The organism is Pseudomonas sp. P9_2, assembly GCF_034008255.1.
GTDB lineage: Bacteria > Pseudomonadota > Gammaproteobacteria > Pseudomonadales > Pseudomonadaceae > Aquipseudomonas > Aquipseudomonas synxantha_A.
This window is the reverse complement of the sequence record NZ_CP125376.1, coordinates 6,137,867-6,162,327: the sequence shown is the minus strand read 5'-3', so window position 1 is coordinate 6,162,327 and position 24,461 is coordinate 6,137,867. Positions and strand designations below refer to the sequence as shown.

General features: G+C 59.2%; 22 protein-coding genes. 13 read left to right on the top strand and 9 right to left on the bottom strand.

All coding sequences use genetic code 11. The features are described from left to right. The first annotated feature begins 97 nt into the window (after window positions 1-97). Both QMK52_RS27035 and QMK52_RS27030 read left to right on the top strand, forming a co-directional pair. On the top strand, window positions 98-1,003 hold the full coding sequence (locus QMK52_RS27035; RefSeq protein WP_005786071.1) for a LysR family transcriptional regulator: 906 nt from the start codon (window positions 98-100) through the stop codon (window positions 1,001-1,003). A 100-nt stretch (window positions 1,004-1,103) separates the two neighbouring features. After that, window positions 1,104-1,283, top strand: a complete 180-nt coding sequence (locus QMK52_RS27030; RefSeq protein WP_003189580.1) for a hypothetical protein — start codon at window positions 1,104-1,106, stop codon at window positions 1,281-1,283. Here the strand turns inward: QMK52_RS27030 and QMK52_RS27025 are convergent. Further along, window positions 1,276-2,151, bottom strand: coding sequence for a helix-turn-helix domain-containing protein (locus tag QMK52_RS27025; protein WP_005786075.1), 876 nt, complete (start codon window positions 2,149-2,151; stop codon window positions 1,276-1,278). The two genes, QMK52_RS27030 and QMK52_RS27025, sit on opposite strands and share 8 nt — an antisense overlap. Before the next feature lie 180 nt (window positions 2,152-2,331). On the opposite strand from QMK52_RS27025, the gene pobA reads away from it, so the two are divergent. Together pobA and QMK52_RS27015 are read left to right on the top strand one after the other, a co-directional pair. Next, the gene (gene pobA / locus QMK52_RS27020; protein WP_005786076.1) at window positions 2,332-3,525 is read left to right on the top strand and encodes a 4-hydroxybenzoate 3-monooxygenase; all 1,194 of its coding nucleotides are present in this window, start codon (window positions 2,332-2,334) and stop codon (window positions 3,523-3,525) included. A gap of 66 nt (window positions 3,526-3,591) precedes the next feature. Next, window positions 3,592-5,109: an MDR family MFS transporter gene (locus tag QMK52_RS27015; RefSeq protein WP_005786077.1), complete on the top strand. Its 1,518-nt coding sequence runs from the start codon at window positions 3,592-3,594 to the stop codon at window positions 5,107-5,109. Between the two features lie 64 nt (window positions 5,110-5,173). Here the strand turns inward: QMK52_RS27015 and QMK52_RS27010 are convergent, their stop codons facing one another. The 4 genes from QMK52_RS27010 to QMK52_RS26995 all read right to left on the bottom strand — a co-directional run bounded on the left by QMK52_RS27010 (window position 5,174) and on the right by QMK52_RS26995 (window position 9,432). After that, a complete protein-coding gene (locus tag QMK52_RS27010) occupies window positions 5,174-6,016 on the bottom strand; it encodes a cache domain-containing protein (protein ID WP_005786078.1) in 843 nt (280 codons plus the stop codon). Between the two features lie 134 nt (window positions 6,017-6,150). Continuing rightward, a complete protein-coding gene (locus QMK52_RS27005; protein WP_005786080.1) occupies window positions 6,151-8,004 on the bottom strand; it encodes a phospholipase effector Tle1 domain-containing protein in 1,854 nt (617 codons plus the stop codon). Window positions 8,005-8,292: 288 nt separating this feature from the next. After that, window positions 8,293-8,763, bottom strand: coding sequence for a cyanase (cynS, locus tag QMK52_RS27000; protein WP_005786081.1), 471 nt, complete (start codon window positions 8,761-8,763; stop codon window positions 8,293-8,295). Between the two features lie 27 nt (window positions 8,764-8,790). After that, entirely contained in the window at window positions 8,791-9,432 is a 642-nt protein-coding gene (locus QMK52_RS26995; RefSeq protein ID WP_194440295.1) for a carbonic anhydrase, read from the bottom strand. A 112-nt stretch (window positions 9,433-9,544) separates the two neighbouring features. Between QMK52_RS26995 and cynR the strand changes: the two genes are divergently transcribed. Further along, window positions 9,545-10,411, top strand: a complete 867-nt coding sequence (gene cynR / locus QMK52_RS26990) for a transcriptional regulator CynR (protein ID WP_148852362.1) — start codon at window positions 9,545-9,547, stop codon at window positions 10,409-10,411. Window positions 10,412-10,516: 105 nt separating this feature from the next. On the opposite strand, the gene QMK52_RS26985 is transcribed toward cynR, so the two are convergent. After that, window positions 10,517-11,290 (bottom strand): transporter substrate-binding domain-containing protein, encoded by a 774-nt coding sequence (locus QMK52_RS26985; RefSeq protein ID WP_005786084.1) that lies wholly within the window; start codon window positions 11,288-11,290, stop codon window positions 10,517-10,519. Window positions 11,291-11,638: 348 nt separating this feature from the next. Between QMK52_RS26985 and QMK52_RS26980 the strand changes: the two genes are divergently transcribed. The 6 genes from QMK52_RS26980 (at window position 11,639) to QMK52_RS26955 (ending at window position 20,914) form a co-directional block, all read left to right on the top strand. Beyond that, window positions 11,639-13,009, top strand: a complete 1,371-nt coding sequence (locus QMK52_RS26980) for a glutamine synthetase family protein (RefSeq protein WP_320403695.1) — start codon at window positions 11,639-11,641, stop codon at window positions 13,007-13,009. 99 nt (window positions 13,010-13,108) lie between these two features. After that, window positions 13,109-13,708 carry a class I SAM-dependent methyltransferase gene (locus tag QMK52_RS26975; RefSeq protein WP_005786086.1) on the top strand — a complete coding sequence of 200 codons (600 nt, stop codon included), beginning with the start codon at window positions 13,109-13,111 and terminating at the stop codon, window positions 13,706-13,708. Window positions 13,709-13,830: 122 nt separating this feature from the next. Then, complete coding sequence (gene rnd / locus QMK52_RS26970; protein ID WP_005786087.1) at window positions 13,831-14,964, top strand: ribonuclease D; 1,134 nt, start codon at window positions 13,831-13,833, stop codon at window positions 14,962-14,964. Then, window positions 14,961-15,254, top strand: coding sequence for a YcgL domain-containing protein (locus QMK52_RS26965; protein ID WP_005786089.1), 294 nt, complete (start codon window positions 14,961-14,963; stop codon window positions 15,252-15,254). The genes rnd and QMK52_RS26965 overlap by 4 nt, the downstream gene beginning before the upstream one ends. A 108-nt stretch (window positions 15,255-15,362) precedes the next feature. Continuing rightward, entirely contained in the window at window positions 15,363-16,295 is a 933-nt protein-coding gene (locus QMK52_RS26960) for a D-2-hydroxyacid dehydrogenase (RefSeq protein ID WP_005786090.1), read from the top strand. Between the two features lie 146 nt (window positions 16,296-16,441). Next, entirely contained in the window at window positions 16,442-20,914 is a 4,473-nt protein-coding gene (locus tag QMK52_RS26955) for an SET domain-containing protein-lysine N-methyltransferase (protein ID WP_320403694.1), read from the top strand. Window positions 20,915-20,962: 48 nt separating this feature from the next. Here QMK52_RS26955 and QMK52_RS26950 read toward each other — a convergent pair whose 3' ends face one another. Continuing rightward, window positions 20,963-21,556, bottom strand: a complete 594-nt coding sequence (locus QMK52_RS26950; protein WP_032803360.1) for a nitroreductase family protein — start codon at window positions 21,554-21,556, stop codon at window positions 20,963-20,965. Between the two features lie 154 nt (window positions 21,557-21,710). On the opposite strand from QMK52_RS26950, the gene QMK52_RS26945 reads away from it, so the two are divergent. Further along, window positions 21,711-22,160 carry a YcgN family cysteine cluster protein gene (locus QMK52_RS26945; RefSeq protein ID WP_003172524.1) on the top strand — a complete coding sequence of 150 codons (450 nt, stop codon included), beginning with the start codon at window positions 21,711-21,713 and terminating at the stop codon, window positions 22,158-22,160. Window positions 22,161-22,174: 14 nt separating this feature from the next. Next, on the top strand, window positions 22,175-23,395 hold the full coding sequence (locus tag QMK52_RS26940; RefSeq protein ID WP_005786096.1) for a hypothetical protein: 1,221 nt from the start codon (window positions 22,175-22,177) through the stop codon (window positions 23,393-23,395). Between the two features lie 83 nt (window positions 23,396-23,478). Here the strand turns inward: QMK52_RS26940 and QMK52_RS26935 are convergent, their stop codons facing one another. Both QMK52_RS26935 and QMK52_RS26930 read right to left on the bottom strand, forming a co-directional pair. Further along, the gene (locus tag QMK52_RS26935; RefSeq protein WP_005786098.1) at window positions 23,479-23,829 is read right to left on the bottom strand and encodes a DUF2892 domain-containing protein; all 351 of its coding nucleotides are present in this window, start codon (window positions 23,827-23,829) and stop codon (window positions 23,479-23,481) included. A gap of 67 nt (window positions 23,830-23,896) precedes the next feature. Beyond that, a complete protein-coding gene (locus QMK52_RS26930) occupies window positions 23,897-24,364 on the bottom strand; it encodes an RNA methyltransferase (protein WP_320403693.1) in 468 nt (155 codons plus the stop codon). Between the last annotated feature and the right edge of the window lie 97 nt (window positions 24,365-24,461).

Below are 24,461 nucleotides of genomic sequence, written 5' to 3'. Positions count from 1 at the left end.
TCCTGCCATTGGTAAGGGGTGGGTAGAGCTTAGTTGCATAAAACACCACAAAAAATGCGATGCTTGGACATAGTTTGTTTCTGAAATCGGGCAGATCATGGATCGTCTTCAAGCAATGCGCGTGTTTGTCACTGTGGTGGACCTGGGCAGTCAGTCTGCCGCCGCCGATCATCTGGACCTGTCGCGCCCGGTGGTCTCGCGTTACCTGGCTGAGCTGGAGGATTGGGTCGGCGCGCGCCTGCTGCACCGCACCACGCGCAAGCTCAGCCTCACTGCTGCCGGGAGCGAAACCCTGCCGCGCTGCCGGCAATTGCTGGAGCTGTGCGCTGATATGCAGGCCGCCGTCAGCGAGCCCGATGACGCGCCCCGGGGCTTGTTGCGCCTGAGCGTCAGTACCTCGTTCGGCCAGGCGCAGTTGGGCGCGGCCATTGCCGAGTACGTCAAGCGCTACCCGCTGGTGACGGTGGACTTGCAGATGCTCGACCGCACGGTGAACCTGGTGGATGAGCGCATCGATCTGGCGATCCGCACCAGCAATGACCTGGACCCGAACCTGATCGCCCGGCGCTTGACCGTGTGCCGCTCGGTGGTGTGTGCCACACCGGCCTATCTGCGTGAGCATCCGGCGCCGCAGAAAGTCGAAGACCTGGCCCGGCACAACTGCCTGACCCACTCCTATTTCGGCAAGAGCCTGTGGCATTTCGAAGAGCAGGGCGAACACGTGTCGGTGCCGGTGCACGGCAATATCACCGCCAACGAGGCCAGCACGTTATTGCGTATAACCCTGGCCGGGGCAGGGGTGGCGATGCTCCCCAGTTATCAGGCCGGTGACCTGATCCGCAGTGGTGAACTGGTGCGCTTGCTGCCTGCAGCAGAGCCACGGCAGATGAACATCTATGCGGTGTACGCCTCGCGCAAGCACATGCCCTCGGCACTGCGCAGCCTGCTGGATTTTCTGGTGCTGCGGTTTCCGGAGGCGCCTGCGTGGGACGTCGGCCTCTAAGGCGATATAAACGCGCTGAATGGCAGCCAATCATGGCAACTTGCGCTGACTGACCTATGCTTTAAACAGCACCGTGTAGATCCGTTCAGAGGTCTGTGCCATGAGTATCAAAACCAGAAAATACCTGACGATTTTCACCCTCTGCGCATTGGCGACTGCGTTGTACGGGACAGCCGCCTATCGCGTCGAACAAACCCGCATGCAACCGGCGGCGTTCGCGATCAGTTGCCACCAGGACCAATGCGTGCCGCGCACCGGCAGTTTCAGCGCGCTCAGGTAGGCTGCTCGGCCTTCAATTGCTCGCGAAACGCCTTGGGTGAAAACCCGACCCTGCGGCGAAACAGTCGTGAGAAGTTGGTCGGGTCGGAAAAGCCCAGCACCTCGGACATCTCATTGATGGTCATGCTGGTGTAGGTCAACAAGCGCTTGGCTTCCAGCAACTGGCGGTCATGCATGATCTGCAACGCCGGTTGCCCGCCCAACTCCCGACAAGTCCCGTTCAAGTGTGAGACCGAGATGCCCAGCTTGTGGGCCAAATCTTCAATCTTGGGGTGCTCACGGTAATGCTGTTCGACCAGTTGGGTGAAACGCCGAAAATACTCACGACCACGTGGGGCGCGTGGATGACGGCGCTGGATCGCCTGGCGGCTGACCCACACCAGCAGCACGCTGACCAAGGCGTGCAACATCATGTCCCGTGCCGGTTGATCATCGGCGTATTCGTCCTGCAAGCGCACGAACAGGTTGTTCAAGTAGTCGCTGTCCTTGCCCGCAGGATAACTGCCGAGGGTTTGCAGGCCATCGACGGTGTCGCCCAATTGCGCCTGCAAATGGCTGACCAGCGGCGCCGAAAGGGTCACCACATAACCCTGCACATCTTCGGAAAAACGAAAGCCATGCACGCACAGTGGCGGCAGCACTTGCAGGCTCGCTTCATTGAGGGTGGTGCGCTGGCCTTCGATTTCCAGTTGTGCCTGGCCTTTGTGCACATACAGCAGTTGGCACAGATCCGCGTGCCGGTGGGGCTGGATTTCCCACTGGTATTCCCGACTGCGCCGGGAAATGGTTTCGCAGTGCAACAAATCGGGCGTCGGCCACTGCTGGCTTTCCCCGTAAAGCTTGAAGACCGGAATCGCGGTTTTGGTCATGGTTTCAATCCGATACTCAGGATAATGGTTCGGTAATCGCCCCGATTGGCGAAAAGCGCAGGCTTTGACGCAGTTTTCACCTTCTTATGCGGTTCGCTCAAGTGAAAAATGTCAGCCACACGTCCACTGACAACTCTTTCACTCGATACGTTCGGGTAAAGCGTGAAGGCCATAAAAATAATGAAAACCCTGAAAACCCAAGTCGCCATTATTGGCGCCGGTCCGTCTGGATTGCTGCTCGGCCAGCTGCTGCACAACGCTGGTATTCAAACCCTTGTTCTAGAGCGCCAGAGCGCCGATTACGTGCAAGGGCGCATCCGTGCCGGTGTGTTGGAGCAGGGCATGGTCGACCTGTTGCGCGAAGCCGGGGTGAACCAACGCATGGAGACTGAGGGGTTGGTGCACACCGGCTTTGACATTGCCCTCAATGACCAACTTATCCCGATCGATCTGAAGGCATTGACCGGTGGCCAATCGGTGATGATCTACGGCCAGACCGAAGTCACTCGCGACCTGATGGCCGCCCGCGCAGCCGCCGGCGCGACCACGCTGTACGAGGCGTGCGACGTACAGCCCCATGATCTGAAAAGTGATCGACCCTGGCTGACGTTCAATCACCAAGGCCAAGCCTATCGCCTGGAGTGCGATTACATCGCCGGTTGCGATGGCTTCCATGGCGTCGCCCGCCAATCGATTCCGGCGCAGGCGTTGAAGGTATTCGAGCGGGTCTATCCCTTCGGTTGGCTGGGGGTGCTCGCCAATACGCCGCCGGTACACGCCGAGCTGGTGTATGCCAAACACCCACGGGGTTTTGCCCTGTGCAGCATGCGCTCACCCACGCGCAGCCGTTATTACCTGCAAGTGCCGCAGGACGAGGCTGTGGAGGATTGGTCGGATGAGCGTTTCTGGGATGAGCTGAAAACCCGCTTGCCCGGTTCATTGGCGCAGCAGTTGGTGACCGGCCCCTCGATTGAAAAAAGTATCGCGCCGCTGCGCAGCTTCGTGGTGGAGCCCATGCAGTACGGGCGCCTGTTCCTGCTTGGCGATGCTGCGCATATTGTCCCGCCCACCGGCGCCAAGGGTTTGAACCTGGCGGCCAGTGATGTGAGCACGTTGTTCCGGATCTTGCTCAAGGTGTACCGCGAAGGGCGCCTGGACTTGCTGCAAAAGTACTCGGCGATCTGCCTGCGCCGGGTATGGAAGGCCGAGCGATTTTCCTGGTGGATGACCTCGATGCTGCATGAGTTTCCCCAGGCGGACGCCTTCAGCCAGCGCATTGCCGAGAGTGAGCTGGATTATTTCATCCACTCGGATGCCGGGCGCAAAACCATTGCAGAAAATTACGTCGGGCTTGCTTACGAGCCTATCGAATAGCCTGCTATCGTATTGAGCATTCCCGCGGGCGATCTTGTCCTGCGGGCCTTGTTCGAAGGTTCTGCCGTGACTCACCTCAATCAGCCCGCCCCAACCGTTCCCGCCGTGCGCAGTATTCTTGCTGCGCTGATGATGGCGATCTTCCTCGGCGCCCTGGACCAGACCATTGTGGCGGTGTCCATGCCGGCCATTTCCGCGCAGTTTCATGACGTCAACCTGCTGGCCTGGGTGATTTCCGGCTATATGGTGGCGATGACCGTGGCGGTGCCGATCTACGGCAAGCTTGGCGATCTGTATGGGCGCCGGCCCATGATGCTGATCGGCATGGGCGTGTTCACCCTGGCGTCGCTGTTTTGTGGCATGGCGCAAAGCATGGAGCAATTGGTGCTGGCGCGGATTCTCCAGGGCGTCGGTGCCGGCGGGATGATTTCAGTGAGCCAGGCAATCATCGGCGACATCATTCCCCCTCGCGAACGCGGCCGGTACCAGGGCTATTTCAGCAGCATGTACGCGGTGGCCAGCGTGGCGGGGCCGGTGCTGGGCGGCTATATGACCGAGTACTTGTCGTGGCGCTGGGTGTTTTTGATCAACCTGCCGCTGGGTGCCGGCGCCTGGTACGTGGCCCATCGCACTCTGGTGGGGCTGCCGGTGCCGCAGCGCAAGCCGATCATCGATTACCTCGGCACGGTGCTGATGATCATCGGCCTCACCGCCTTGTTGCTGGGCATCACCGAAATCGGCCAGGGCCATTCGTGGCGTGACGCTCAAGTGCTGGGGTTGCTGGCCTGCGCACTGCTGGCGTTGAGCGTGTTTGTGTGGCACGAACGCCGCGCGCGCGAACCGCTGCTGCCCATGCACTTGTTTGCCAACCGCAGTGCGGTGTTGTGTTGGTGCACGATTTTTGTCACCAGCTTCCAGGCGATTTCCCTGACCGTGCTGATGCCCCTGCGTTACCAGACCGTGACCGGCGCCGGTGCCGACAGTGCGGCCCTGCACTTGCTGCCCTTGGCGATGGGCTTGCCGATGGGCGCGTATTTCGCCGGGCGCATGACCTCGGTGACTGGCCGCTATAAACCGATGATCCTGAGCGGCGCGGTGTTGAGCCCGCTAGCGATTCTCGGCATGGCCTACAGCGCGCCCCAGGCGGTGGTGCTCACCAGCGTATTCATGCTGTTGTGCGGCATTGCCGCCGGTATGCAGTTCCCGACCTCGTTGGTGGGTACGCAGAACTCGGTGGAGCAACGGGATATCGGTGTGGCCACCAGTACCACCAACCTGTTCCGCTCTTTGGGCGGGGCAGTGGGGGTGGCGTGCATGTCGGCGTTGCTGCTGGCGCTGTTGCACGATTCCAGTTTCGCCCATTTGACGAGCGCCGCACTGGTGGCCGAAGGCAGTTCTGGCAACGTGCTGCTTGACGGCCTCAACGCGGCACCCGGCCCGGCGCAGGATGCGCTGCGCGGGGAGTTGGCGGTGACGTTTCGGCATTTGCTGATGGTGAGCGCGGCGGTATCGGTGTTTGGGCTGGCGGCGGCGATTGTGATGCCGAACCGGGTACTGCGCGGTCGTGAAGACAAAGCTAGATAAGCGGAAGCGGAGCGTCCCAGGCGGCGTTCCCACGCAGAGCGTGGGAACGATCAAAGCCAACAGATCAGGGGCTGTAATACCCCACCGCAACCATGAAATGCCCGCTTTTGCGCACATAAGCGTGCTTGTTCTCGACCTTACCCGTCACCGGGTTTTTCCAGCGGTATTTGTATTCCCCCTGGTCCTGCTCGGCCATCATCTTGAGGATCGGCTCACCCACCGGTTTGCCATCCGGGTCCTTGATCTTGGCAAAGTCAGTGTTGATCAGACGCAGGTTTGTCCCGTGTGCCACATAACGTCGAGTATTCAGGTCAACCACAAACACATAGAGGTCATCCTGCAGGAAGCCGCCCTGCAGTGAGTTGATGGCCTTGAGCGTGCCGGTTTCATCCTTCACCAGCGCATCCACCGCCTTGTTACGCAGCGCCCGTGCCTGTTCCGGCGTGGCCCGTGGCAGGTAATAACCCACCGCCAGGATGCGTTTGCCTACCCGCTGATAAAACACATGCTTGTGTTCGACCTTGCCGTCGTTCCAGTTCTGCCAGCGATAGTCGGCCTGCTGGACACCCTGGCTTTCGGGCACCTTGAGCGCGTCCTTGAATGACTGACGCAAATCCGGCCCGAGCACCTCGGACACGTCGCGACCGATCAGCGCAGACGAGGGGCCGCCACTGGCCAGCAGTACGCCTTGGGTATCAACCACAAACACATAGCGGTCCTGGTCGATGAATTCGCCCTGTCGACTGAAGGCGGCAAAGGCCTTGTCACCTTGCTTGTGGTAGTACGCCAAGGCCTTTTCCAGCAAGGTCTTGGCGGCCTGGGCATCCGCTTCCTGAGCCGTTGCAGCATGCACCTGGCTGCAGCCACATAACAGCAGCAGCCAGGTGAGTCGCAGCAGTGTGTTCATATACCGTCCCTCGGTCTTGTCGGTGTGACAAGAGCGTAGACGGCTCTTGCTCAGCGCGCCGTCAGCATCAGCTATTGTGGAAAGGAGACAGGTTATCGTGATGTGGTTGAGTCGGGCGATTTAGAGCCGGGAAATCACTCAAGAGCGAAAGCATAGACCACGACTTTAGGTCCATAAAACGTAATGCTGAATGTTTGCTCTTCAGTGTTATCGGTTCGATGAACCAGATGATACTTTCGCTTCGATATCACGGTGCCGGTGCCGTCTGGGGCTACATCGCTGCCTGAGTACGGGGCAGGCGCCTGGCCGTCGAGCTTGACTTCAAAATGGACATGATTGCCGTCGACTGCGGGGCCTAGTACCAAATACAGGTCACGGCTATTGAAGCGGTAGACAATACGGCCGCCAGGCGCGTCCAGGGTTATTGTCTGATTGGCGTAGTTCCATAATCCTTCCAGGCTCCAGTGATCGAGGGGCAGAGCGGGGGGCGTGGAATAACTTACTACTTTATCGATGATGATCGCGCTATCGGATACGAAATTTTCTGCTCGCATCTCACCCAGACGGAGGTGGGGGAAAATCGAGTGAGCATTCATGAAAATTTTGCGCTGCCAATCCATATCGGGTCGATTTGGACTTTCGTTGCCAAAAATCCCGTTGAAGTGCGTCTCCAGCGCTAGTTGCGCGTGCATGTGCTGCTGCAATGGCTCCGTCAGCAGGTTAAGCGGCCTCGGGGCAAAAGGCATTAATACGTTTTTCCAGTCCACCGAAATATGAATATAGTCTCTCGCAAGAAACGCCAGCTCTTGCGGGGAGTACGGTGTCAAGGGCATGTGGGAGCTGACTTCGTTTCGCCGGATCAGTGCCGTGCGTAAAAAAGGCTTGAGGTCATCAGGTATTGGGTAGTCCGCCTTGAACGCGTCCTTGTCAAAACTGCAACCGTTATGGCAGGCGGTATCGAGCATTACCCAGCCAGCAATGAGCTGCAATTCGCCTTTCACCTCGCGACGACTGATACCTTGATAATAGGGCAGTGGTAGTACAGAGTACTCGACAGAACTATGCTCCAGCAGAACATTAAGTATAGGATCCATTCTTAAGTTATTAATTTCATCCACCACATGCGCTCTTGGATCGTAGTGCGGGTTTGGCCAATAACGTTTTGGTGTGATGCGGCAAACTTCAGTTTGAACGGCAGGGCCCAGGGCGTAACTGCCACCTATATCGGAATGGCAGCCGGGTAAGGGCAGTTCTACGTAAGGCGGTTGCACACTGCGCAGAGGGAAGTTATACCGATACTCATGCATGGATTGGATTTGCAGCACTTTGCTGGGATGAATCAAGCGTAGTTCAATATCCATGCCGGAAGTATTGCCCGTATCATGAGGGTCCTGCCACTGGCCGTTATTCAATGTCCAGATGCTCGCCACAGTGTCGAAGAGTCCCAGAAAATGAATGTCTAGATCTTGTCTCAGTACCATGTCGTACTTTTTTAATATTTCAGCGATGGGCAGGTATATAGAATTGTTTTTTGATATGACCATATTGGCGAAGTGTCTCGCGATGGTAGCGCCGCGACTGAAACCAAACACGTCAAACTCGATGTTTACGTTTTTCTGTGTTGGTAGCATGGAAGACAATAATTGCCCGATCGTTGCACAGGCTTTGCTAACCGCCATGGCATACTTCGCAAAAACGCCGTAGCCGCCTATGGTTAATGGAAGGTCCACGCCTACGGCCATCGCCAGCGTGCTGTCAAAATCATTGGTTTTGGTACCCACACCTTCCATATAAATCCCCGTTTGCATCAATGTCTCTGGAACGATGGTAGTGGTGTAGTATTTATAGAGTCGATAAATATTTGAAATCGCACCCTGGTAGCTGACTCCTTTGTCAGGGGTGCCAGCCAGGGCGTTCAAAGCGTTATTTCCGGTTCCATCAAAGAATAATCCGATCCTTATAGTGATTACTGGCGTATCAAGTGTCATGCGCTCGGCTCCATGCTGTTATTCAGCTGCTGGGGTTTTGGTAGTCGGCAGATAAAAGTTGCCGTTCCATTACCCTAGTCGTTGAATGAACTAAGTCTGGGGTCGTGAAGGGTGAAAGTGGTAATTTGCGAAAAAGGTGCAGGTGAAACTGGAGTATTCACACGTCAAATTTTTCAGCTGGCCCGTACCTGGCTGCAACACAGCAGCCAGGTGAGTCGCAGCAGTGTGTTCATATACCCGTCCCTCGGTCTTGTTGGTGTGACAAGAGCGTAGACGGTCGCTCGGGAATCAGAAGGGTTTAGTGGGCAGGTATTTGCCGTCCAGAGTGATGACCGCACGGGAGCCGCCGTCCGGGTCTTCGACTTTCTTGATGTCCAGCTTGAAGTTGATGGCGCTGATGATGCCGTCGCCGAATTGCTCATGCACCAAGGCCTTCAAGGTAGAGCCGTAGACCTGCAGCATTTCGTAGAAGCGGTACATCGTCGGATCGGTCGGCACACCGCTGGGGAAACTGCCGCGCAGTGGGACGCTTTGCAGCAGGCGGCTGGCGTCCTGGTCGAGGCCGAGTTTGTCGCACACGATGTCGGCCGCCTCCTTGGGCAGTGGGTGCTGGCCGAGCAGGGCGGCGGTGACGAACGCCAGGCTCAGGCCGGTGCCATCGGTGAGGTCCTGCCATGACAGATTCTTGCGTGCCTTGAGGTCGATAACGGTATCGGCCAGGGCCAGGCGTGGGGTTTGGGCGAATTGGGATTGCAACATGGTGATGTCCTCTTGGGTGGTTAAGGTTCAGGCAGCGTGGGCGCGGGTGGTTGGATGGTCGAGCAGGGAGACGAAGCGCCCGGTGTGCCCGTCCAAAGCGTCGATGCCGCCGGTTTCGATGTCGTAGACCCAGCCATGCAGGTTCATCCGGCCTTGTTCCAGGGCCAGCGCAACGCTGGGGTGAGTCTTGAGATTAGCCAGTTGGGCGACCACGTTTTCACGCACCAATGAATCCAGGCGCGCAGCGTCCGAGACATGCGTACGGGATGCATTGATCACCTTGGCTGACTCGGCATGACGCAACCAGTTGGCCACGGCCGGCAGATGGTCCAGGCACTTGCAGGTGGAAATGGCAGTCATGGCGCCGCAGTCCGAATGCCCGCAAATCACAATGTCGCTGACCCCGAGTACCGCCACCGCATATTCGACCGTGGCCGATACACCACCCGGCTCGGGGCCGTAGGACGGCACGATATTGCCGGCATTGCGGATCACGAACAGATCGCCGGGTTCCTGCTGGGTCAGAAGCTCCGGCACGACACGGCTGTCGGAGCAGGACACGAACAAGGTGCCGGGGTTCTGTGTGGTCGCCAGGTGCTTGAACAAGTCGCTGCGTTGGGAAAAGGCTTCACGTTGGAATTTGCGGAAGCCATCGATGAGATGCTGCATGGTGGTTCTCCTTGCGTCGCTGATGGGGCAAGGATGGAAGTTTTCGGCTATAGCGTCCAAGACCGGTTTATGATGCTGTCTATAAGTCATGCCTATAGCTGGAGCGCTGTCGATGCTGCTGCGTCATATCCGTTACTTGCTCGCCGTTGCCGAGCATCGCAACTTCACCCGCGCCGCCGAAGCGCTGCATGTATCGCAGCCGACCCTCTCACAACAGATTAAACAGCTGGAAGAAAGCCTCGGCGCGCCGCTGCTCGACCGCTCCGGGCGCAGTATCAGCCTGACCGATGCGGGGCAAGCCTATGTGCGCTTTGCGCGGCTGGCGTTGCAGGATCTGCAGGCCGGCAGCCGCGCCATACACGATGTGCAGGACCTCAGCCGCGGGCATTTGCGCCTGGCCATGACGCCGACCTTCACCGCCTACCTGATCGGCCCGTTGCTGGCGCGATTCAATACGCTGTACCCGGGCATCACCCTCAGCGTCGAGGAGTTGACCCAGGACCGTATCGAAGCTGCACTGGGCGAGGACCTGCTGGATATCGGTATCGGATTTACCGGCGAACATGGGCCGGACATTGAGTGCGAGGGGCTGTTTGTCGAACAACTGAGCGTAGTGGTCAGTGCCAGCCATCCCCAATTGAGCCGACTCGTTTGGCTTGAACAACCCCTGGTGCTGCTGAACACGAGCTTCGCTACCCGCCGCCATATCGATGACTACTGCCGCGGGCAAGGTGTGAAACCATTTATCGCCATGGAAGCCAACTCCATCAGCGCAATCATCGAAATCGTCCGCAACACGTCACTGGCAACCGTCCTGCCCCAAGCACTGGCCGAGGCGCAGACGGGGCTGCACGCCGTGACCATCGACCCACCGCTGCCGCAGCGTACTGCCGCACTATTGAGCCGCAAGGGCGCCTATCGCAGCGCCGCGTGCAGGGCGTTCGTCGAGCTGATGTGGGAGGGGGCTTGCTCCCGATAGCGGAGTGTCAGTTAACAGTTTTTTGGCTGATCCACCTATATCGGGAGCAAGCCCCTTCCCACATTTGGATCTCGGTGTGCCAGACAGGCCGTCATGGCAGAAAATTCAAGGCGCAGCCAACCACTGGCTGACAATCCCCGCATACCCCCCGGTCGCCACGCTCAAGTGCAACCACTGATCCACATAACTCTTCCAGGCCACATCATCGCGAGGCAGCAGGAAGGCTTTTTCACTGTATTGCATCGGCCGCTCAGGATTGACCGCACACAACCCAGGCTTGAGCTTCTGCTGATACCGCGCCTCGCTGGCATCGGTAATCATCACATCGGCCTTGCCCGCCAGCAGCTCATCAAAAATCGTTACATTGTCATGCAGGCGAATCTGCGTCTGGCCCAGGTGGGCACGGGCAAACACTTCATTGGTGCCACCTGCCGGCTCGATCACCCGCACCTGTGGCTGGTTGATCTGCTCAACCGTTTGGTAGCGCTGCACATCGGCGCAGCGCACCAGTGGGATCTTGCCGTCAACCCCCAGCGATTGGCTGAAGAACGCCTTTTTCTGCCGCTCCAGCGACACCGAAATCCCGCCCACGGCGATGTCGCACCGTTGGGCGAGGAAGTCCGGCATCAGGGTTTTCCACGTGGTGGGCACCCACTTGATCGTGGCGTTGAGGCTCTTGGCCAGGGACTCGGCCATGGTGATGTCGATACCTTCATAACGGCCATCGGCGCGTAATGAGGTGTAGGGCTTGTAGTCGCCCGTTGTGCAAACGGTCAGGGTGCCGCGCTGGATCACCTCGTCAAGACGTGACGGAACAGTGTCGGCCTGGGCGATGTTGGCCAGGCTTGCCAGCACACAGAGGGCCAGAGGAGCTTTCATGGGGGCGAGTCCTTGGGGCACGGTCGGGGCGCCCATTATTTCCAGCGCCGGGCAGGGTGGCAAGGTGAGGAATGTTTAGCCAAACTGCACCCAAACTCCATCAAGCCTGAATTTAACCGCCTATCCAGGCGTGTGACGCTCGGGGTTCTCTATTTCTGTGATCCGCGCATGGACGGTTGCCCCGACACTCACGCCGCGACACTGCCTTCTGCACTTGCGTTCTGGGCCTTGTTCCATTGTCGACACGCGCGCCCGCCAGACACCTCTCTTCTACGTTGATCCACCCCCACGGATGACGCGCACCTGTGCCCATCTGCACCTGCCCGACCCAAACGTATGAGAATTGCCATGAGTGTCTTTGCCCGCCTGCACGAAGCCCGAACCTTCCTTGAGCAGAACCCCGACATCGAGATGTTCGAGCTGTTTATCCTCGACAACAACGGCGTCCCCCGCGGCAAGCTGCTGCACCGCGACGAACTGCTGGCGGTGTACGAAACCGGCCGGCCACTGCCCAGCACCATTCTCGGCCTGACCATCAATGGCGATGACGTAGAAAACTCAGGGCTGGTGTGGGAAGTCGGCGATATCGACTGCCGCGCCTACCCGATCAGTGGCAGTTTGCAGCGTATGCCCTGGCGTTTGATTCCTACCGCAGCGGTGCAAGTCAGCATGCACCCCACACAAGGCTTGCCCGCCACCGTGGCCGACCCTCGGCATTTGCTCGCCAAGGTCATCGATGCACTCAAAGCCGATGGCTATTACCCAGTGATGGCGGCAGAGCTGGAGTTCTACCTGCTCGACCAGAAGCCCGACGGCAACGGTCGTCCGCAACCGGCGCGGGATATGGACGGCAATCGCCCGCGTTCGACCCAGGTGTATGGCCTGCGCGAACTGGAGCAGATCGAGCCGTTTCTCGCCGACCTTTATAGCGCCTGCAAGCTGCAAGGTATCCCGGCGCGCACGGCCATCTCCGAGTACGCCCCGGGCCAGGTGGAAATCACCCTTGAACATCGCACTGATGCTTTACAGGCGATGGACGAAGCGGTGCGCTACAAACGCCTGGTCAAGGGCGTGGCCCACAAGCATGGGATGGCCGCATGTTTCATGGCCAAGCCGTTCGACGACCTGGCCGGCACCGGCATGCATATGCACGTCAGCCTGGTCGATGCCCAGGGCAATAACCTGTTCGCCAGCGAGGCGGCTGATGGCACGCCACTGCTGCGCCAGGCGGTGGGCGGGATGCTGAGTACGTTGCTCGATTCGCTGCTGATGTTCTGCCCCAACGCCAACTCCTATCGGCGTTTCCAAACCAACAGCTATGCACCGCTGGCTGCCACCTGGGGCGTGGACAACCGCACCGTCAGCCTGCGCGTGCCCGGTGGCCCGGCCAGTTCCCGGCATATCGAGCACCGCATCTGCGGCGCCGATGCCAACCCTTATCTGGCGGCCGCCGCGATCCTGGCCGGCATCCATCGCGGCATTCGCGAACAACGCGACCCTGGCGCCCCGGTGGAAGGAAACGGTTATGCCCAGGCCAAGGAGCTGTTGCCCACTGACTGGCTGACCACCCTGCGTGCGCTTGAGGCTTCGCGATGGGCAAAGGATGCGTTTGGCAGTGAATTCCTTGGTGTTTACCTGGCAGTCAAACGTGCCGAATATCGCCAGTTCATGGGCGAGGTCGGTGAGCAGGATTGGCGCTGGTACCTGCATCAGGCGTGACGGAGTTTACGGTGGCGGCTTTCGACCTTTTTTTCACGTTGCAGTGGTTAAGCTGGGAATCAAGGTCGTTCACTACCGTTTTACCCACATGAGCCCGTGATGTCGCCACAACCTCCATCCCCCATCGAGACTGAATTCACCGAGCGCTGTGACCGTGAGCATGCCAGGGTCTGTGGTGATCCGCGTCCGCCAAGGCTGTTGCAGCGCTTGGCCGCGTGGCGGGATGCGCGGCTGGTTCGCCATGCGCTGAAGGTCGCGGGTGAGCCAGGGCTTATCCTTGACCTGGCCTGTGGTTCGGGGCGCTTCTGGCCGGTGCTGGCCGAGCACGTCAACCGGGTGATCCTCGCCTCTGACAACTCCCAGGCCATGCTCGACCACGCGCGTACCCATCACCCGGGCACGTTGCTCAAACGTGTCAAAACTTTCCAGGGCTCGGCGTTTTCGATTGGCCTTTCGGCGAATGCGGTGGACTGCATTTTCTGCCTGGAGTTGTTTCGTCATGTGCCCAGCAGCGATGTGCGATTAATGTTGTTGCGTGAGTTTCACCGCGTCAGCCGCGACACGGTGATTGTTTCCGTAAGCGCGGGTACACCGGTAGAGGATGAGTTTCGTCAGGCGGGCTTCAAGGTTCTGAATTACCAGGAGTTCCTGCCGGGCTCCAAACTGTGGTGTGTGTACGTGCTGCGTAAGAGAGGATAACTCCCATTTGTCGGACTATTCTTCATCTCCTGTCGGAGTTTTCATGATGGTGTGTGCACTGCGGATGCTCGCAAGCCCCTTTCGCGATATATACTGCGCGCCATTCTTCAAGGGAGAGCCGTGTGGCCATCGATATTCACTGGATCTGCGACAACGATAGCCTCGGCCAGCATTGCGCCCAATGGCAGCAGTTGCCATTCGTCGCCCTCGACACCGAATTCATGCGGGTCGACACCTTTTACCCTATTGCCGGGCTGATCCAGATCGGTGATGGCGCGCGCGCTTACCTGATCGACCCCCTGACCATCGACAACTGGCAACCCTTGGCCGCTTTGCTGGAGAACCCAGCGGTGATCAAGGTGGTGCACGCCTGCAGCGAAGACCTGGAAGTGCTGTTGCGCCTGACTGGCAGCCTGCCGGCGCCGTTGTTCGACACCCAGTTGGCCGCGGCTTACCTCAACCTCGGCTTTTCCATGGGTTATTCGCGCCTGGTGCAAGCGGTGCTGGATATCGAGCTGCCCAAGGGCGAAACCCGCTCGGACTGGCTGCAGCGGCCATTGTCCGAGACGCAGGTCAGTTACGCCGCCGAAGACGCGGTGCACCTGGCCGAGGTCTATATTCGCCTGCGCCCGCAGCTATCGGATGACAAGTACGCCTGGGTCCTGGAAGACGGTGCCGAACTGGTCGCCAACCTGCGCCGCGAAATCGACCCTTTCGAGGTGTACCGCGACGCCAAGCTGGCGTGGAAACTGTCCCGTGCCCAACTTGCCGTGCTGCGTGAATTGTGCGCCTGGCGCGAGCAGCAGGCCCGCGCCCGTGACCTGCCGCGCAACCGCATCATCCGCGAGCATTCGCTCTGGCCGTTGGCCAAATCCCAGCCGGACAACCTGGCAGCGCTGGGCAAGATCGAAGACATGCACCCGCGTACCGTGCGTCAGGACGGCCAGTTCCTGCTGGACCTCATCAAACGTGCCGGTAGCGTGCCGATGGACCAATGGCCTCCCGCCGTGGCCGAACCGTTGCCGGTGGATGCCGCCGCGCTGATCAAGCAACTGCGCGCCCTGGGCCAGACGTTCGCCGAGCGCCTGGAGATGGCGCCGGAACTGATGCTGCGCAAGAAAACCCTCGAAGCCCTGGTCAAAAGTGGCTACCCCGATGGGCCTTACCAATTGCCAGACTCGCTGCGTGGCTGGCGCCGCGAGTTGATGGGCCAGGCGCTGCTCGACAGCCTGGCCAATGCCGGAGAACAGCCTTGAAACGTATTTGTTCCATCTACCGCAGCAAGAAAAAAGACGGCATGTACCTCTACGTGCTCAAAAGCGATGCCCTCGAGCGCGTGCCCGAGCCGTTGATGGACGCCTTCGGCAAGGCGCATCACGCGTTTGACATGGTGCTGACGCCGGAGCGCAAGCTGTCGCGCGAAGACATCACCGTGGTGCTGGAAAACCTCGACAAACAGGGCTACCACCTGCAAATGCCGCCGGCCGAAGACGAGTACATCGAGCACTTGCCCGAAGAGTTGCTGCGCCGCAACGACCCGATGTGATCGATCAGTGCCTGTGTCAGGGCACATGCTTTAAATGGAATCGTATTAGACGACGGTGGCCGTAAGGATGCGTGCGTCCGTCTGCATTGTTTTTGAAAGGTTTGAACCATGCGTGTTCTGATTGCTGAACAGGATCACCCGCTCTACACCCAACTGCTCAAGGAGGCCGCCCCGGACCTTGACGTGCTGACCAGCGGTGACTCGGCCGAACTCTCGCGCCTGGCCGCCGATTGCCCGGTGTGGCTGGGCCAGCCCGATCTGTTGGCGACGCTGCTGCGCCAGGGCCATCACCCGCAGTGGTTGCAATCGACCTGGGCCGGTATCACGCCGCTGCTGGCCGATGGCTTGCCCCGCGACTATCGCCTGACCCGTGCGGTTGGCATCTTCGGCCAGGTCATGGCCGAGTTTGTCCTCACCTATATGCTAGGCCATGAGCGCGAAGTGCTGGCGCGGCTGGTCAGCCAGGTCGAGCGCAAATGGGACAACCGCATGGGTCAGAGCCTGGCGGGGCGCACGGCGCTGATTGTCGGCACGGGTGATATTGGCAAAAGCGTGGCTGATTTCCTGGTGCCCTTTGGCGTCAAGCTGTACGGCATCGCCAGTACGGCGCGGGAACAGGCACCCTTTATCGAAGTGGCCGGGCTCGATCAGTTGGGCCGCTTGGTGGGCGAGGTCGATTACGTGATCAACCTGCTGCCCAATACCCCGGACACCCATGACGTGTACAACGCGGCGTTGTTCAAGCAATTCAAGTCGACGGCGTTGTTTATCAACGTCGGGCGCGGCGTGGCGGTGGTGGATGCCGACTTGGTCGAGGCCCTGAAAGAAGGGCATCTGGCCGGCGCGGTGATCGACGTATGCCGTCAGGAGCCGTTGCCGCAACGCCACCCGTTCTGGACCGCGTGGGGTTTGCTGTTGACCGGTCACAGCTCGGCACCGACCTCGCCGTCGATGATGGTGGCGTTGTTTGTGCAAAACGTGCGCGCCTACCAGGCCAAGCTAGCGTTGCGCGGGGAAGTGAATTTCGAGCGCGGCTATTGACCAGGGCGCCTGGCAACCGGGCGTGCTCGTTCACCTATAGTCACTCACATAAAGCCTGACAGTTTATAGGGAACCTTCTTCTCTGATTTTCCACCCAGGGACTTCAGATAGCGCAGGTAGCGCTTCGTTGACTAAGGACAGCCCCTATGAATACCCTCACTTCGCCGGGGGGTTATACCCGCCCCCTCGCGCATTCCAGCTTGCCCGTTACCCCTGCTGTCCAACCTCCTGAAGAGGTTGTGCACGCCGTCGATATTCGCGCAATTAAACAGCCTGAATCACTTAATGCTGCGCTCGCAGAGCACTGCAACCGGCGAACCCTGGCCGATAAGTTGCAGAATATTATCCAGGACTTGAACCGGCAACTCGTTCAAACCCCAGCGCTATCCAGAGCGCAGATGGAGAGTGCGCTGGCATCGCAGCTCAAAAACACAACGATGTACGTGTGTGACAACTCTGCCGATCCGGCCGCGCAACCACTGTCTGCCAACCGAGTGGTCAGCCTTGAGTCTTATTTGTCCAGCAGTGGCACAGAGGTTCCGAAAACCCTGGAGGCGTTGACGAGCCTGCAGGAAATGATTGCCGAACGGGCGAGAGTTCATCCTTTGGGCAACCTCGGTGGCGGGTTGTCGTGGCCCGTCCAGATGCCCCTTCAAGACCAGAACAGCATCATCACTCTGATGCAAAGCAACAGCAGTGGGTTGCCAGGCTTGCCGTTGGCGGATAGCGCGAAAGGTGCCCTGGGCTATTTGATCAGCGAAAGCTCGGTGTCTGAAGCGGATCTGAAGGCGCCGGTGCTGGCGATGGAAAAACTGCTCGGTTCGCCCAAGGCCATGGCGCTGGGGCATGCCATTCGGTCCAGGCTGGACGGCATCCCTGCGGGCGTCGACAGCAGCGATTATGTGTTAACGGCGATCCAACTTGGACTTGATCCGGAGTCCCTGGTCACGCCTGCCCGCGACACCGTCGCCGGGTTTGATCTGGCAAGCCGTCAACACTGGGGGCAAACGGCGTCGGCGGTGATTCAGAGGCTGGCTACACACTTGATTGAAAACGGCCGGGCCACCGCGCAAACCGCCAACCTGTGTGCCTCTCTGCTGTTGGCCAGGATAGCGCCGCAGTTTCTGATCAAGAATATTCCTGCCAGTGTGACCTACGCCAGCGTGCTCTGGACACACTTGGCGATGGCGGTGGCTAGGATCGAAGCACGCACCCCTGGCCGTACGCTGGGCATGGAGTATGCCGAGGTTTTGCTGGCTGCTGAGCAGCTTGAGAGCGACGAAGACGTCAGCCAACAGATCGATTATCAGGCATTGAGGGACTGGGCCGTGGTTAACGATCCCCTCTTCAGTGCTGATCAGACGCCTTCGGCGGATGCAATGGAGCGTGTAAGGGTGGCCTTTAACAGTCACTTGAGTTCTATAAAAACCACCAGCGCTGTGCTGCAAACGCCGATCCCCAGTCGAAGGGCGGATGCCTTGGTTCTGCTTGAAGAGGCGTTTCCCGGCTTGGACCCAAGCTTGTTTGAGGTCAAAACTATACAGAAGGCCAGGTTGAAAGAAGGGCGGCCCGGTCTCTATCCCGGTATGCGCTCGATGCTGGATATCGTCATGGAAGGCACCCCGCTCGGGGCTGAAGATCATTGGATCAGCAATGACAAGCGTCTGCCCATCGATAAAGTTTGCAGCCTTGGCAGGGCGGGGAAATTGAGTGTTGCCGCGTCGTTCAAGACCGCGTTCGATGCGGCTATCAACACCCATGAAGAAGCCCACCAAGGCTTGGTCCGACACCTGATCTCGGCGTTACCGCTGGAAGATCGTCAGAACCTCGAATACGGCGAGTTGGAATTCTTCCATACCAACCAATATACAGTTGCCCCTGATTTATTTAGCCCGCCCATGTTGCGTACCAGAGGCCACACCCTGGAGATGAAGGCCACCAGGAACGGGCAAACCAATGTCTATCTGATTGACACCCGACGGGGCGTGATCGAAAAAAGGAATTATCGGATACGCCGCCTCACTGCCCCTTTCACCTCTCACAAGATGGATGAACGGGATGCCGATATCCTTACGAGAACCGCACCGTTCAAGCCCCACGATGATGTCGGCGCTCGGCAGTTCAAGGCTGTCTCTGATGAGGCGGTGCTGCCTGACAGCTTCAACTCTGCGCGCAGTCATGCAATCGCCCGTGTATTTGTAAAGGCCCTCGACCTGAAAAACGATGATCTATTGAATGAGGCCAGGGGAACCACTTCCTATGATCAGGACAGAAGCCGCAACGAGGCGATTGGCGAGTTCTTCCTGAATCTCATCCCGCTACGCTCGGCCATCGTCAATTTTCGCCAGGGTAACGTCGGGCAAGGCCTCTTTGATCTGGCTCTGGATGTCGTCGGGCTGCTCACCGTGGGGGTCGGCAAGGCTGCGCAAACAGGCAAGGTACTGGGTAAAGCCTTGTCATCGACACGCCATGCGGCCAAGGCTGCAAGGTTTGTCGGAGCTACCATGGTAGATGCCCTCAACCCGTTGAGCGGCGTTGGAGATCTGTTGGTGGGCGGTGGTCGGTTGGCGACCAAAGGCGGCAGTTATGTGCGCCGGCAACTCAAGCAGCTCAGGGGCACGGCGGGTCGTTATGACGTGCTCAAGGCTGCCAGCAAGCAGTACGGAGACGCGGCAACGGGGGCCTTCAACGTGGCAGGCGACAGGGTCAGAGGGGGGGCTGTGCTGCACAATGGCAAATGGTATGCCTTTGATAGCGACACGATGCGCGCCTATGGGCGCCCGCTCGACAGTTTTACCCCTGATATCCACGCTGTGGATGGCCTGGCCGGCACCGCATACGTCGAATCAGGGGTGGAGCTGAGCAACACCGCATTCAGTCGATATGAGGCCCCCAAGTCGAAAATCGCCGGGCTTGTACGAAACAGTCAGGGGCTTTACGTGGCTGCCGATGGCCATTTGTCACATATTCGTCATATCGACAGTGATGGGCGGACGGCGGTGTATGAAGTTCGCCAAGTGACACGTACGCAAGAGGGTGTTGTCCAGGCGCGGATCTATCACAACAATCGGCAAACCGAGTTGCTGGTCCAGCAGGTGCACGGCGATCAATGGCAGCGCCTGGGAAGCAAAGGCGGTGTGATCATTAACGCCGATCACCTTCGGGCCTGGGAAGCGCTGTCCCCTCAAGAGCAGCAGAAGATCACTGTCCGAGGTTTCGCCCGACAACATAAAATCCATCCGCCGACCTTCGCGTATTACCTGGATGGCCGTGGTGGCTTGAGTGATGTGGGCAAGATCGTGCGTGACCGCCCTAACGGGACACCGGCGTTTGCAATCAGACCGGATCATCTTCTTGAATGGCAAGGGATGACACAGCAGGCACGCGACACGGTGACCATGCAGGGTTTCGCCGCTCGGTATAATCTTGATTTAGGTGATTTTCGAAACCACGCAAGGCAGGACGCAAGTGTGGGGCCTGCGGCGCAGGCGCTGTTTTTCAAGGCTGCTGGCGGCACTTACACCAAGATCGCCGATACGCATTTGCAGCAATGGAGCCAGCTTGCCCAACAGCCTGGCAATAAAGTCACGCCGGCGGCTTTTCAGGCTCAGCACAATCTCAGCCCGCTCGAATGGTCCTGGTTTGTTCGAATCGATGGGTCCCTCACCACGGAGGCTGTACGGCGTGTCGGTCGCATTCCACCTGCCGTGTCACCCATGAGTACGGGCACTTTAAGTACAAGTACAAGTACAAGCCCTCCCGCACTCCCAGGTAGAAAGCGGCCTGCGTCTGATTTCGTTGAACCATCGCAGCAGGAACCTCTGGACCTGTCGATGCCCCGCCCTGAAACTGCCCCAGTCGTGAAGCAACAGGCACAGGTACCTGAGCCGTCATCGGCAGCCGGCCCGAGCATCAAGACTGAACCAGGTGTCATGTACGTTCGTACTCTGGCTCCCCATCAAATCGATAATTCCTTGCCCATCCTACAGGACCCGAGAAATCCCGGAGTCAGCTTGACCAGGGAGTTGGAGGGGGCTATTGACGATATTCGGATTACCTATTGGAATGAATTGTTGGATGGTATGAGTGCAGCAGATAGAAACTCGGTCGGCAGTCAGATTAAAGAGTCGATAAAAGACTGGTTAAGATCCGAGAGGCTGCACGGCACTCGATTTGATGACACCTTGGAGGTGATGACACCGCTGGATGACGAAGGGCCGGTACGTGGTGCTTCGGTGTTTGCGCGGCGAGATATCCCCAGATTCGAAGTGCTGGGCCCGTACTCGGGAAAGTATTACCCCAATCAAGTTGCCCTGTTTGAGGAGGAGCGCAAAAAAGGTTCGCGTGCGGTTTTGACCTACTTGTTCGGCACGCGCTCGCGTGAACGTACGGTCAGTGCATTGAATAGCGGCAATACGCTGAGCCTGGTCAACACCTCTCAGCTGCGCGGCGGGCCGGTGTGGCAAACAAACAATGTGGTGTCCATCAGCGTTGGGAAAAATCTGACGTTCTTCGTGGCAAATAAACACATCAAGAAAGGTGATGAATTGCTGATGGACTACGGCCCGTACTATCAACCGATACCCGATATTGCAATCAAAAAAGATCCAGAGACCTGATCCCTTTCCGATAGAGCTGCACTGCTCAGGTGCAGCTTTCGTCGGGCCTTATAAGCGGAAATCACCTTCTGATACCAGCTCGCTCAACGGTTTGCGCGGGCTCGGCGCTTCACGGCCTTGCAGGTATTCCGGCAGGCTCGACTTGTCACCCAGCTTACCCACCGCTACGGCCGCATGCAGCGCATAGCCTTGTGGAATCTTCAGCTCTTTGCGGGTCAGCTCCTGATCGAAACCGGCCATGCCGTGGGTGTGCCAGCCGCTGAGGCTGGCTTGCAGCGCCAGGTGTCCCCAGGCCGAGCCGGTGTCGAAGGTGTGCCACAGCGCCGGGGTTTCTTCTGTAGCGCCGGGGGCGATGAAGTCGGTTTTCGACGCGATGATGACCAGGGCCGACGCGTGCTGCGCCCAATTGCGGTTGAACTCATTCAGCAGGCCCAGGAAACGCTCCCAGTCCGGCGTGTCCCGGCGGGCGTAGAGAAACCGCCACGGCTGCGAGTTGTACGCCGAGGGTGCCCAGCGTGCGGCTTCGAAGAAACTCAGCAACGTCTCTTGCGGGATGCTTTCGCCAGTAAAGGCGCGGGGCGACCAGCGTTCGGTGAATTGGGTATGGATCGGGTAATCGGCAACGCGTGGGTTATCGCTCATGGACAGATCCTGATGAAAAAAGCCGGGGTTCAAAACTACTGCGCCAACCCAGGCCTGACAAGTCTTGCAACACCGTCAGTCGTAAGCGCTTGGCCGTAACGGGCTTGGGCACTAGACTGGCGGCCTTTTCACCTTCTGATACTGATGTTGAGCCATGGCCGCCAAAGTCGAACCTTTCTGGATACGCAAAACCCTTGAGCACCTCGACCAGGAGGAGTGGGAGTCGTTGTGCGACGGCTGCGGCCTGTGCTGCCTGCAAAAGCTTGAGGATGAAGACGACAACAGCGTCTATTACACGCGTATCGCCTGCAAACTGCTCGACCTGAAAACCTGCCAGTGCACCGATTACCCCAATCGCCGCGCTTCGGTGCCGGACTGTATCCAGCTCACGCCCGGCCAGGCCGACCAGTTCAAATGGCTGCCGCCAACCTGCGGCTATCGCCTGGTCAGCGAGCGCAAGGATTTGCCGCTCTGGCACCACCTGGTCTGCGGCGACCGCGATGCCGTGCACCATGAACGCATTTCCCAGTCCGGGCGCATGCTCAGCGAAGGCAGCGTGCCAGAGGACGACTGGGAGGATTACCTGATCTTCCGTGCAGGCTGAACAAAGGAGTGTGTATGAAGGTGGCAGCCAAGTTGGCAGCGGCCCTGGTATTGCTGGCCCTGAGCGGGCCGGGCTGGTGCGCTAAGAAGGTTGACCTGGATTATCACGTCAAGCTGCTGCCCCAGAGCGAGCAGGCCGAGGTGCGCGTCAGTCTGTCCCAAGGCTCGGCGGTGCGCAGCCTGGACTTTGACCTGGGCCGCAGTGGCGATTACAGCGACTTCAAGGCCGACGGCCAATGGCAAGTCACGGGCAGCCGTGGTGTGTGGCAGCCCAGCGCCGACAAGGCCAGCCTGACCTACCGCGTGCGCCTGACCCACGCGCGCAAACCGGGCACCTTTGACACACGGGCCACGCCCAATTGGGCATTATTGCGCGGTGAAGACCTGGTGCCGGCTGCGCGCCTGGACCAGCAAGATGGCATTGAATTGGTCTCGCGCCTGATGTTCGAACTGCCCGCGGGCTGGAAGAGCGTCGAAACCGCCTGGCCGCGCATTGGCAAAAACAAATTCCGCATCGACAACGTGTCCCGCCTGTTCGACCGCCCCACCGGCTGGATGCTCGCCGGTAACCTCGGCAGCCGTCGCCTGCGCCTGGGTGAAACCGAGGTCACCGTGGCCTCGCCAAAGGGGCAGGGCATGCGCCGCATGGACGTGCTGACGCTGCTGACGTTTGTGTGGCCGCAGGTGGACGCTGCGTTCCCACGCCATCCCGCCAAATTATTGATCGTCGGCGCGAGTGACCCGATGCGCCGCGGTGCCTGGGCGTCGCACGATTCGATCTACCTCAACAGCCGTACGCCACTGGTCAGCGAAAATGGCAGCAGCCCGTTGCTGCGCGAGGTGGTGCAGGCCATCGGGCGCTTCAACGACCACGACAGCAGTGACTGGATCAGCGAGGGCCTGGGGGAGTATTACGCGATTGAACTGGTGCGACGTGCCGGGGGCCTCACCGATGAGCGTTATGCGGCGATCCAGGCGCGCCTGGCCAAAGAAAGCAAGGCGGTCACCACGCTGAGGGGCGAGCAAATCGGCAGCGCTGGTGTAGCGCGGGCAGTACTGGTGTTGCAGGACCTGGACCGCGAGATCCGCGTGAAAACCCACAACAAGCGCTCCCTGGATGATCTGGCGCAGGCGGTGATGCGGGTGAACAGCATCAACACCAAAGAGTTCGTTCAGTTGGCTGAAAGCGTAATCGGCGAGTCGTCGGTGGTACTGGATAGCAAACTGCTGCGCTGATCCCAAGCCCTGTGCAATTCAAAATGTGGGAGGGTGCAAGCCCCCTTCCACATTTGAATCTCCAGCATGTCCAATTACTTAGGTCAGGTTTTGGGTTTCACAGCCTTCTGCGCCGCCACTTCCGCCTTGGTCTTCAAATTCTTCAATTCTTCCCCGGCCCGCTCGATCTTCGTGCGCACGCTGTTCATCTCCTGGCGGCCCTGCTCCAGCTTGTCTTTGAGCGAACTGTGCCCGGTAAAGCCACGGGCCAGTGCCACGCCGCCAATCGCCACCTGGATCAGCCCGAAAATCCCACCGCGGCGCAGGCCTTTGCCGACCATCATCACGCCGCCCGCCACTGAGCCGATGCGCTCCCAGCCATGCACGTTCTGGGTAGGCTGAGGCTTCAACGGTGTGGCTTCGATGATAGGTTGCAAAATTTTGCTGTCGCTCATGATCTGTCTCCAACAAGGGCTAGTGTTACTAGCTGACTGCGCGCAGGTGCCGGATGTTCCCGCAGAATCAGTACTTGGGGCCCGAACGGGTGTTGTTGCCCTTGGCCAGGCGGTCGTAGAGCACCACATTGACGGTGGCCGCCAGGTTCATGCAGCCCGTGGTGGGGATGTACACCACATCTTCGCACCAGTCGCGGACCTCCTTGTCCAGGGAACCGTCCTCGGGGCCGAAGATATACAGCGCGCGGTCGGGGTGGGTGTATTCAGGCAGCGGGCGGGCGCCTTCCACCAGTTCCACGGCAACCGGGATGCAGCCCAGGGGCAGGATCTTCTTCAGGTCGTCGATGCCGATCAGCGGAATGTCGTGGTGGACCTTCTTGGTGTCGGTGATGAAGTCCCGGGCGCGCTCGTAGCGCACGCCGGTGTAGAACACCGAGGCCACGCCGTAGCAGCCGGCGGCACGCATCACCGAGCCGACGTTTTCGGGGGATTTTGGGTTATACAGACCGATGCAGCTGTAGCGTTTATTGCCCACGGGGAAGGGTGCCTTGGAGAAAAACGGCGATTATACGGCCTGGGTGTATGCAGTGCTTGGGCGATCGTCATCGCGGGCAAGCCCGGCTCCCACAGGG